Origin of the sequence: Pseudomonas sp. PS01299, from assembly GCF_029960145.1 — a bacterium.
In the GTDB taxonomy this organism is placed as follows: domain Bacteria; phylum Pseudomonadota; class Gammaproteobacteria; order Pseudomonadales; family Pseudomonadaceae; genus Aquipseudomonas; species Aquipseudomonas putida_A.
Window position 1 is genome coordinate 1 of sequence record NZ_JASCPO010000211.1, and the last position, 10407, is coordinate 10407.

Genomic DNA, 10407 nt, shown 5'->3' on the forward strand with positions numbered 1-10407 from the left:
AGCTCGCTCCCACAGGGTTCGTCAGCGACCACAAAATTTGTGAGCACCAGAGAAACCTGTGGGAGCGGGCTTGCTCGCGAAGGGGGCGACTCGCAATCAGCTATTTCACCCCCGCCCGCACCACCGACAACTGCGGCTCCGTCACCCGCCGCTGACTCAGATAGCGCGTACAACTCACCCGCAGGAACGAAGCAAAATTCACCACCTCCCCACGATAATCCATCACTTCTTCATACAGCTTGGCGATCAGTTGATTGGTGGTCATGCCATCGACTTCGGCGATTTCGCTGAGGATGTCCCAGAACTGGTTTTCCAGGCGCAGCGTCGTCACCACGCCGCAGATGCGCAACGAACGCGAGCGGGATTCGTAGAGAATCGGGTCGGCCTTGACGTAGAGCTCGCACATCGGCGGATCCTCGTTACAGGGTGATCTTGGTGCCGAGCAGGCCGAGGAAACCGGCCAGCCAGTTCGGATGCGCAGGCCACGCTGGCGCAGTCGCCAGATTGCCTTGAACGTGGCCGTCGGTCACCGGGATATCGATGAACGTGCCACCGGCCAGGCGTACTTCCGGCGCACAGGCCGGATAGGCGCTGCATTCGCGACCTTCCAGAACACCCGCCGCCGCGAGCAACTGCGCGCCGTGGCACACAGCGGCAATCGGTTTGCCAGCCTTGTCGAAGGCGCGCACCAGCTCCAGAACTTTTTCGTTCAGGCGCAGATATTCCGGCGCTCGTCCGCCGGGGATCAGCAGCGCGTCGTAATCGGCCTCGGCGACCTTGGCGAAATCAAAGTTGAGGGCAAACAGGTGACCCGGTTTCTCGCTGTAAGTCTGGTCGCCTTCGAAGTCATGGATCGCAGTGCGCACGGTCTTGCCCGCAGCCTTGTCCGGGCACACGGCGTGCACGGTGTGACCGACCATTTGCAAGGCCTGGAACGGCACCATCACTTCGTAGTCTTCGACGTAATCGCCGACCAGCATCAGGATTTTTTTCGCGGCCATGGGGAGGACTCCTCTGGGAATGGGCTTGCAGGAGTATTCAAAGTAGACCTTATCCGTTGGGGCGGGTAACAACCGGCTACTACCTCGAAGACCGCGTTATCGTTTTTCGCGAGCAGGCTCACTCCTACAGGGGAATGCATTCCAATTGTAGGAGTGAGCCTGCTCGCGATAGCGTCCGCAAACTGTACGCCTAAGTCTGTGCCTAGCTGTAACAGCCCGACCCGCCCGGTTTATGGCTAGATGAAGCCACCTTCCTGTCACCTTCAATTCTGGTCACTCACATGTCCTCGCGCGAAAACACCGGCATGGCCCTCGGCCTGCTCGGGGTTGTGATTTTCAGCCTGACCCTGCCCTTCACCCGGATCGTGGTGCAGGAACTGCATCCGCTGCTCAACGGCCTCGGCCGCGCGCTGTTCGCGGCGATTCCCGCGGCAGCGTTGTTGTTATGGCGACGCGAGAAGTGGCCGAGCTGGCAGCAGATCAAAGGCCTGAGCCTGGTGATCGCCGGGGTGATTCTCGGCTTCCCGGTGCTGTCGGCGTGGGCCATGTAGACCTTGCCGGCGTCCCACGGCGCGCTGGTCAACGGTTTGCAGCCGCTGTGCGTGGCGCTGTATGCGGCGTGGCTGTCCCATGAACGCCCATCGAAAGCCTTCTGGGCCTGCGCCGCACTGGGCAGTGCGCTGGTGCTCGGCTACGCGTTGTACACCGGAGCCGGGAGCATTCAGGCCGGTGACTTGTTGATGCTCGGCGCGATTGCCGTCGGCGGTCTGGGCTATGCCGAAGGTGGCCGGTTGGCCAAGGAAATGGGCGGCTGGCAGGTAATCTGCTGGGCGCTGGTGCTGTCGACGCCGCTGCTGATCGGGCCAGTCTTGTATCTGGCGCTGCAGCATCACGGTGCAGTGTCAGCCAAGGCCTGGTGGGCCTTCGGCTACGTGGCACTGTTCTCACAGTTTCTCGGCTTCTTCGCCTGGTACGCCGGGCTGGCGATGGGCGGGATCGCGCGGGTCAGTCAGATCCAGTTGCTGCAGATCTTTTTCACCATCGCGTTTTCGGCGCTGTTCTTTGGTGAACATGTCGAGCCGATCACTTGGGTGTTTGCCTGCGGGGTGATCGCAACGGTGATGCTCGGGCGCAAGACCGCAGTAAAATCAAATGCGGGAGCGAGCTTGCTCGCGAAGGGGCCGTAACAGTCGACATCATCGTTGACTGTCAGTCCGCTTTCGCGAGCAAGCCCGCTCCCACAGGATCAGAGGTAGCCATCCGAACGCAGCAGCGTTTCCAGACAGTGCTCGCTGATGTTGTAGAACGCCTTCAACTCGGCAATCTTCACCAGCAACTGAGCCGGGTCCACCGGCTCGGCGCGTTTCACCGCCAGAATCATCTTGTTCTTGTTGGTGTGTTCCAGCGAGATGAATTCGAACACTTTGGTCTCGTAACCGCAGGCTTCGAGGAACAGTGCACGCAGGCTGTCGGTGACCATTTCCGCCTGTTGGCCCAGGTGCAGACCGTATTGCAGCATCGGCTTGAGCAGCGCCGGGCTCTGGATCTGCAGGCGGATCTGTTTGTGGCAGCACGGCGAGCACATGATGATCGACGCGCCCGAGCGGATGCCGGTGTGGATCGCGTAGTCGGTGGCGATGTCGCAGGCATGCAGGGCGATCATCACGTCCAGTTCGCTCGGTGCCACGCTGCGCACGTCACCGCACTTGAACACCAGGCCCGGGTGTTCCAACTTGGCCGCGGCGGCGTTGCACAGGTTAACCATCTCTTCGCGCAGCTCGACGCCGGTGACTTCGCCTTCGGCCTTGAGCGTGTTGCGCAGGTAATCGTGGATGGCGAACGTCAGGTAACCCTTGCCCGAGCCGAAGTCCGCCACCCGCACCGGTTTGTCCAGCGCCAGCGGTGACGAGGTCAGCGCGTGGCTGAAGACTTCGATGAACTTGTTGATCTGCTTCCACTTGCGCGACATCGCCGGGATCAGCTCATGCTGCGCGTTGGTCACGCCCAGATCCTTGAGGAACGGTCGGCTCAAGTCCAGAAAACGGTTTTTCTCACGGTTGTGCTCGGCGGACGGCGCTTCACGCAATTGCTGAGGTTTGCTCTTGAACAGTGAACTCTTGCCCTTTTTGCTGTATTCGAGCTGGGCTTCGTCGGTCACGGTCAGCAGATGCGCATTCTTGAACGCGGCCGGCAACAGCTCGGCAATCACCGCCACGCCTTCGCTCAGCGGCAGATTCTTGGTGATGTCGCGGGTCTTGTAGCGATAGACAAACGACAGGTGTGGCTGCGCCTTGACCGTCACCGCTTTGATGATGATCCGCTGCAGATCCGCCTCTTCACCCACGTACTTGGCCAGCACCAGTTTGATGAAGCCGTTGTGTTCGAGGCTGGTTTGCAGCAGCTCGATGAACTGGGCGTGATGATCGGGCGCGGGTTTGGCAGACGGCGCGGATGGGGCGGTAACGGACATGAACAAGCGGCCTCGGGCGGGGCGAAACGGGAATGGCGAGTATTTTAGGGGGGATGGGGGTTGGGGACACGTTCTTATTTACCAAACGGCTTTAAAAGCGCCCTCACCCTAACCCTCTCCCGGAGGGAGAGGGGACTGATTGGGGGATATTGAAGAGGTTCACCGACTTGAAAGAGTGCCTTTGAATCCATAATCGACTCGGTTTCTCAGGCCGATGTCGAGCGCAAGACATCTCGGTCGGCTCCCTCTCCCTCCGGGAGAGGGCTGGGGTGAGGGGCTTTTAGGCCAGCACCACCAACCGATTGGGTAATTCATTCCTCACCTGCGTCACCGGCACGTGCACCTTGAGCAGTTCCCCACAGGCCTCGATGCAGGTGACAAAGCCCTCGAGCGTGCGCCCCTGCCGCACCTGCTCGGTGAACGCGGCGACGATCGCGTCCCAGCTTTTGTTGTCCAGCCGCCGGGAAATCCCCTCGTCCACCAGAATCTCCACGTAGCGCTCGGCCTCGCAGACAAAGATCAGCATCCCGGTGCTGCCGACGGTGTGGTGCAGGTTCTGTTCGAGGAACTGCCGCCGCGCCAGATTCGATGCCCGCCAGTGGCGCACGCGGCGCGGGATCAGATGGGTGGTGATCTTCGGCAGGCGAAACAGCAGGCACAGGACGATGAACAGCCCCCATTGCACCAGCAACAGGCTGTGCATGGTCAGCCAGCCAGTCAGGTAATGGACGATGCCCGGCACCAGCAGCGCCAGCAGGCTGGCCCACAGCAACGGAATGTACGCGTAGTCATCGGCGCGGGCCGCCAGCACGGTGACCAGTTCGGCGTCGGTGTCGCGCTCGACCCGGGCGATCGCCTCGGCGACTTTGCGTTGTTCGTGTTCGCTCAGTAATGCCATGTCGAAAAATGCCTGATCATTATTGTTGTGTGTTCACCAGCCGCCGGACGAACCGCAGCCGCCGAAACTGCCCCCGCCGCCGCTGAAGCCCCCGCCTCCACCGCCACCGCCAAATCCACCACCGCCGAAACCGCCCCCGCCTCCGGAGCCGCCACGGCCGGCGGGAAGGATACCGAGCATCTGGCAGACAAACACGGTCAGGATGAACAACACCACCAGAAAAACGAACAACAGCGGATGACGCGAGACAAAATCGCTCTGCGGATCGCCGCTCGACTCGTACACCGTCGACGGTTCGTCCAGAGGATTGCCGCCGAGCACCACCAGCATCGCCGCAACGCCGTCGCTGATGCCCTTGCTGAAATTGCCGGCCTTGAACGCCGGGGTGATCACTTGATGAATGATCACCGAACTCTGTGCATCGGTCAGCCGATCTTCCAGCCCGTAACCGACTTCGATGCGCAGTTTGCGCTCGTCCCGGGCGACGATCAGCAGCGCGCCGTTGTTCTTGTCTTTCTGGCCGATGCCCCAGTGCCGGCCCAGTTGTACGCCGTAATCCTCGATGGTGGTGCCCTGCAGATCAGGCACCGTGACCACCACCAGTTGCTCGCCGGTAGCTTGCTCGTGAGCCTGCAATTGCTGGCTCAACTGGGCGCGCACCGACGGCTCGAGCATCTGCGCCTCGTCCACCACCCGCCCGCTCAGCGCCGGGAACGTCAACTCGGCCCGGGCGCTGACGGCGAACAGCCAGAGCATCAGCACCAGGCCTATCTTCAACACACGCATGGGCAACCTCGAATCAGAACTTCACTTCCGGGGCCTTTTCCGCACCGGGGGTGGTGGCTTCGAAGGTTTCGCGAATCGGCAGGTCGCTGTACATCACGCTGTGCCAGAGGCGCCCGGGAAACGTGCGGATCTCGGTGTTGTATTTCTGCACCGCCAGAATGAAATCGCGCCGCGCCACGGCAATCCGGTTTTCCGTGCCTTCGAGCTGCGATTGCAGGGCAAGGAAGTTCTGGTTGGCCTTCAGGTCCGGATAACGCTCGGAGACCACCATCAAACGGCTGAGCGCACCGCTCAACTGATCCTGAGCCTGCTGGAACTGCTTGAGTTTTTCCGGATTGTCGAGGGTGCTGGCATCGACCTGAATCGACGTCGCCTTGGCCCGCGCCTCGACCACCGCCGTCAATGTCGCTTCTTCATGCTTGGCGTAGCCTCTGACGGTCTCCACCAGATTGGGGATCAGGTCGGCACGGCGCTGGTACTGGTTCTGGACCTGGCCCCACGCCGCCTTGGCCTGTTCGTCGAGGGTCGGGATATTGTTGATGCCGCACGCGGTCAACAACGTGGCAAGCACCAGCAGCGTGGCGACCTGCAGACGCGAGCGGTAGGTTGGACTGACATTCATCAAAGTGATGCTCCCTGGCATATTTCATAAAAAACCGACCGTGAAACCTTCTGCATCAGCGGTTGGGGCATAATCGGCCGCGCCACTGGATTGCAACGGGCCGATGGGCTAAAAAGAGGCCCTGCGCAAACGCTGCCGAGTGTCGGCGGGCGTTTTTGGCTCGGTCATTTTGAGCCTGCACCCGAACAACAATAGTCGCTCCCTAACTTTTGGCTGGCCGGCATTGCATTGCCGCTTGGGCCCTTGAGAAAAATATTCATGAAGAAGCTGTGTTTGCTGGGCCTGTTCGTCAGCCTGGCCAGTCATCAAGTATTGGCCGCCACGACCCCGGTACCCCTGGAAAACAAGGACGCGTTCATCAGCAATCTGATGAAACAAATGACCCTCGATGAAAAGATCGGCCAGTTGCGCCTGATCAGCATCGGCCCGGAAATGCCCCGCGAGTTGATCCGCAAAGAGATCGCTGCGGGCAACATCGGCGGTACGTTCAACTCGATCACCCGCCCGGAAAACCGTCCGATGCAGGACGCGGCGATGCGCAGTCGCCTGAAGATTCCGATGTTTTTTGCGTACGACGTGATCCACGGTCACCGTACGATTTTCCCGATTCCGCTGGCCCTGGCATCGAGCTGGGACATGGACGCCATCGGTCAGTCCGGGCGCGTTGCCGCCAAGGAAGCCGCGGCCGACAGCCTCGACATCACCTTCGCGCCGATGGTCGACATCTCCCGCGATCCGCGCTGGGGCCGCAGCTCCGAAGGGTTCGGTGAAGACACCTACCTGACCTCGCGCATTGCCAAAGTGATGGTCAAGGCCTATCAGGGCGACACGCCGAGCGCGGCTGACAGCATCATGGCCAGCGTCAAGCACTTCGCCCTGTATGGCGCGGTCGAGGGCGGGCGCGACTACAACGTCGTCGACATGAGCCCGGTGAAGATGTACCAGGACTACCTGCCACCGTACCGCGCGGCGATCGACGCCGGTGCCGGCGGGGTGATGGTGGCGTTGAACTCGATCAACGGCATTCCGGCCACCGCCAACACCTGGCTGATGAACGACCTGCTGCGCAAGGACTGGGGCTTCAAGGGCCTGGCCGTCAGCGACCACGGGGCGATCTTCGAGCTGATCAAGCACGGCGTGGCCGCTGACGGTCGTGAAGCGGCGAAGCTGGCGATCAAGGCCGGCATCGACATGAGCATGAACGACACCCTGTACGGCAAAGAGCTGCCGGGGCTGCTCAAGTCCGGCGAGATCGAGCAGAAAGACATCGACAACGCCGTGCGCGAAGTGCTCGCCGCCAAGTACGACATGGGCCTGTTCAAGGACCCGTACCTGCGCATCGGCAAGGCCGAGGATGATCCGGCCGACACCTACGCCGAAAGCCGTCTGCACCGCGCCGAGGCCCGTGACGTGGCACGCCGCAGCCTGGTGCTGCTGAAGAACCAGAACGAAACCCTGCCGCTGAAGAAAGACGCGAAAGTCATGCTGGTCGGTCCATTGGCCAAGGCGCCGATCGACATGATGGGCAGTTGGGCGGCGGCCGGTAAGCCGGCGCAATCGGTGACGCTGTTCGACGGCATGAGCTCGGTGATTGGCGACAAGGCCAACCTGATCTACGCCCGTGGCGCGAATATCACCAGCGACAAGAAGGTGCTGGATTACCTGAACTTCCTCAACTTCGACGCCCCGGAAGTGGTCGATGATCCGCGCCCGGCCAACGTGTTGATCGACGAAGCGGTGAAAGCGGCCAAGGACGCCGACGTGATCGTCGCCGCTGTGGGCGAATCCCGTGGCATGTCCCACGAATCCTCCAGCCGCACCGACCTGAACATCCCGGAAAACCAGCGCGAGCTGATCCGTGCCCTGAAAGCCACCGGCAAACCGCTGGTACTGGTGCTGATGAACGGCCGTCCGCTGACCATCCTCGAAGAGAACCAGTCGGCTGATGCGATTCTGGAAACCTGGTTCAGCGGCACCGAGGGCGGTAACGCCATCGCTGATGTGCTGTTCGGCGACTACAACCCGTCGGGCAAACTGCCGGTGACCTTCCCGCGTTCCGTGGGCCAGATCCCGACCTACTACAACCACCTGAGCATTGGCCGGCCGTTCACGCCGGGCAAGCCGGGCAACTACACCTCGCAGTATTTCGATGACACCACCGGTCCGCTGTTCCCGTTCGGTTACGGCCTGAGCTACACCCAGTTCACGCTGAGCGACATGGCGCTGTCGTCAACCACGCTGAACAAGACCGGCAAGCTCGATGCCAGTGTCACCCTGAAAAACACCGGCAAACGTGACGGCGAAACCGTGGTGCAGCTGTACATCCAGGACGTCGCCGGTTCGATGATTCGCCCGGTGAAAGAACTGAAGAACTTCCAGAAAGTCATGCTCAAGGCCGGCGAACAGAAAGTCGTGCACTTCACCATCACCGAGGATGACCTGAAGTTCTACAACGCCCAGCTCAAGTACGCGGCCGAGCCTGGCAAGTTCAACGTGCAGATCGGCCTGGATTCGCAGGATGTGACGCAGCAGAGCTTTGAGTTGCTGTAATTATTCAGTAACCAATGCCCGTGTGAAAGGGGCCTTTGTGGGAGGGGGCTTGCTCCCGAATGCGGTGTATCAGCTAAATTAATGCTGAATGACATGCCGCCTTCGGGAGCAAGCCCCCTCCCACATTGGAATCCACTGGGTTCGGAATTGGCGTTAACCGCGTCTATCGAGAATGTTGACCACCAGCCGATCCACCCAACCCCAGATCCGCTGCTTCACTCGCCGCCACAACGGCCGGCGCTGCCACTCCTCCAGACTGACCTGCTGGCTCAGACCGAAATCCTTCTCGAAACTCTGCACCACCGCTGCCGTCAACGACGGGTCCAGTGCCTCCAGATTCGCCTCCAGATTGAAGCGCAGGTTCCAGTGATCGAAGTTGCACGATCCGATACTCACCCACTCGTCCACCAACACCATTTTCAGATGCAGGAAGCACGGCTGGTATTCGAAGATCTGCACCCCGGCCTTGAGCAGGCGCGGGTAGTAGCGATGGCCGGCGTAACGCACCGACGGGTGATCGGTGCGCGGCCCGGTCAGCAGTAACCGGACGTCGACACCGCGAGCAGCGGCCTTGCGCAGCGAGCGGCGGATTTTCCAGGTCGGCAGGAAATACGGGGTGGCCATCCAGATGCGCTTCTGCCCGCTGTTCAGTGCACGAAACAGCGACTGCAGAATGTCGCGATGCTGACGCGCATCGGCATAGGCCACACGGCCCATGCCCTCGCCCATGTCCGGAACCTTGGGCAAGCGTGGCAGGCCGACATGCGCCGACGGTTTCCACGCCCGGCGATGGCGGTTGGCGATCCATTGGCGGTCGAACAGCACTTGCCAGTCGAGCACCAGCGGGCCGTTGATTTCCACCATCACTTCGTGCCACTCGCTGCTGTCCTGCCCCGGTGTCCAGAATTCATCGGTAACACCGGTGCCGCCGACCACCGCCAGACGCTGATCGACCAGCAGCAATTTGCGGTGATCGCGATAGAAGTTGCCGACCCAGCGCCGCCAGTTCAGGCGATTGTAGAAACGCAGTTCGACCCCGGCTTTGGTCAGGCGCTGACGCAGGTGCAGGGTAAACGCGAGGCTGCCGTAGTCATCGAACAGGCAGCGTACCCGCACGCCGCGCTCGGCGGCCTGCACCAGCGCCTGAACCACGGCCTCGGCACAAGCGCCCGCCTCCACCAGATACAACTCCAGTTCGACCTGCTCCTCGGCGCGGGCAATTTCCACCAGCATGCGCGGGAAGAATTGCGGGCCGTCAATCAACAGTTCGAACCGGTTGCCGTCACGCCAAGGGAACACCGCGCCGCGCATGTCAGCGCGCCGTGAAAATCAGCACCGCACCCACCGGTACCGACAGACTGATGGCCGACAGGCCGGCCAGGTTGCGCAGGGTTTCCAGCCCCGGCGCCAGATCGAAATCCTCGGCGTTGATCACCACCGGCTCCAGGGTCACCACTTGAAAACGCCGGTCGTCGAGACGGGTGGCCAGCAACTCTGCCGGGTATTCATGTTGCTTGCCGTGCAGGTTGACGGTCAGCGGCAGACGCAATTCCAGCTGCGCACCGGGGGCCAGATCGTTGATCGGGCGCAGGTCGATCCGGGTGCTGATGGTCGCTTCGGGGAATTGCTCGATCTGGAACAGCTCCTTGCGCATGCGCTCGTCGCGCAGCGGGATGCCGCTGTTGATCGAGTCCAGCTCGACTTCGACTTCAGCGCGGCCATCCGGATCGACCTTGCCGTGCAGCACCAGAAAGCGCTGCACTTCAGAAATGTGGGCGTTTTTCGTGCTGACGAACGACAGCCGCGACGACTCGCCATCCAGATACCAGTTGGCCTGCGCCGGCAGCGCGGCGGCAGTCAGCAGCAGACTGGCGAAGGCTGTATAGAGGGAGCGGTTGAACATTGAATACTCGTGGGGGCGATAAACCTGCACGAACCTTAACCGCCCACGCCGTTATTGCAAACTGATCGCCGCAAATCTATCGATTGGTGAAACCTCCTGTGGGAGCGGGCTTGCTCGCGAAGGCGGTGAATCAGTCAACACAAATGCTGAATGGCACACCGCATTCGCGAGCAAGCC

Annotated in this window: 9 protein-coding genes and 1 pseudogene; 2 read left to right on the forward strand and 8 right to left on the reverse strand. The window is 61.3% G+C overall.

What is annotated here, in order from left to right; genetic code table 11:
* Window positions 1-100 precede the first annotated feature (100 nt).
* Together QMX91_RS25000 and QMX91_RS25005 are read right to left on the reverse strand one after the other, a co-directional pair.
* Window positions 101-406: a ribbon-helix-helix domain-containing protein gene (locus tag QMX91_RS25000; protein ID WP_098967621.1), complete on the reverse strand. Its 306-nt coding sequence runs from the start codon at window positions 404-406 to the stop codon at window positions 101-103.
* Window positions 407-419: 13 nt separating this feature from the next.
* Window positions 420-1001, reverse strand: a complete 582-nt coding sequence (locus QMX91_RS25005; RefSeq protein ID WP_095138502.1) for a DJ-1/PfpI family protein — start codon at window positions 999-1001, stop codon at window positions 420-422.
* A gap of 281 nt (window positions 1002-1282) precedes the next feature.
* Between QMX91_RS25005 and QMX91_RS25010 the strand changes: the two are divergent.
* Window positions 1283-2188, forward strand: a pseudogene (locus QMX91_RS25010) (DMT family transporter).
* Between the two features lie 59 nt (window positions 2189-2247).
* On the opposite strand, the gene QMX91_RS25015 reads toward QMX91_RS25010, so the two are convergent.
* The 4 genes from QMX91_RS25015 to QMX91_RS25030 all read right to left on the reverse strand — a co-directional run bounded on the left by QMX91_RS25015 (window position 2248) and on the right by QMX91_RS25030 (window position 5777).
* Window positions 2248-3471 (reverse strand): SAM-dependent methyltransferase, encoded by a 1224-nt coding sequence (locus QMX91_RS25015; protein ID WP_098967616.1) that lies wholly within the window; start codon window positions 3469-3471, stop codon window positions 2248-2250.
* A 280-nt stretch (window positions 3472-3751) separates the two neighbouring features.
* Complete coding sequence (locus tag QMX91_RS25020; protein ID WP_210557927.1) at window positions 3752-4369, reverse strand: hypothetical protein; 618 nt, start codon at window positions 4367-4369, stop codon at window positions 3752-3754.
* Window positions 4370-4402: 33 nt separating this feature from the next.
* Entirely contained in the window at window positions 4403-5155 is a 753-nt protein-coding gene (locus QMX91_RS25025; RefSeq protein ID WP_282413532.1) for a TPM domain-containing protein, read from the reverse strand.
* A gap of 13 nt (window positions 5156-5168) precedes the next feature.
* Complete coding sequence (locus QMX91_RS25030) at window positions 5169-5777, reverse strand: LemA family protein (protein WP_007963199.1); 609 nt, start codon at window positions 5775-5777, stop codon at window positions 5169-5171.
* A gap of 258 nt (window positions 5778-6035) precedes the next feature.
* Here QMX91_RS25030 and bglX point away from each other — a divergent pair, with 258 nt between their 5' ends.
* Window positions 6036-8327 carry a beta-glucosidase BglX gene (gene bglX, locus QMX91_RS25035; RefSeq protein WP_098967613.1) on the forward strand — a complete coding sequence of 764 codons (2292 nt, stop codon included), beginning with the start codon at window positions 6036-6038 and terminating at the stop codon, window positions 8325-8327.
* A 153-nt stretch (window positions 8328-8480) separates the two neighbouring features.
* Here bglX and QMX91_RS25040 read toward each other — a convergent pair whose 3' ends face one another.
* Together QMX91_RS25040 and QMX91_RS25045 are read right to left on the reverse strand one after the other, a co-directional pair.
* Window positions 8481-9638 carry a phosphatidylserine/phosphatidylglycerophosphate/cardiolipin synthase family protein gene (locus QMX91_RS25040; protein ID WP_098967611.1) on the reverse strand — a complete coding sequence of 386 codons (1158 nt, stop codon included), beginning with the start codon at window positions 9636-9638 and terminating at the stop codon, window positions 8481-8483.
* A gap of 1 nt (window position 9639) precedes the next feature.
* Window positions 9640-10230 carry a YceI family protein gene (locus QMX91_RS25045; RefSeq protein WP_134785607.1) on the reverse strand — a complete coding sequence of 197 codons (591 nt, stop codon included), beginning with the start codon at window positions 10228-10230 and terminating at the stop codon, window positions 9640-9642.
* Between the last annotated feature and the right edge of the window lie 177 nt (window positions 10231-10407).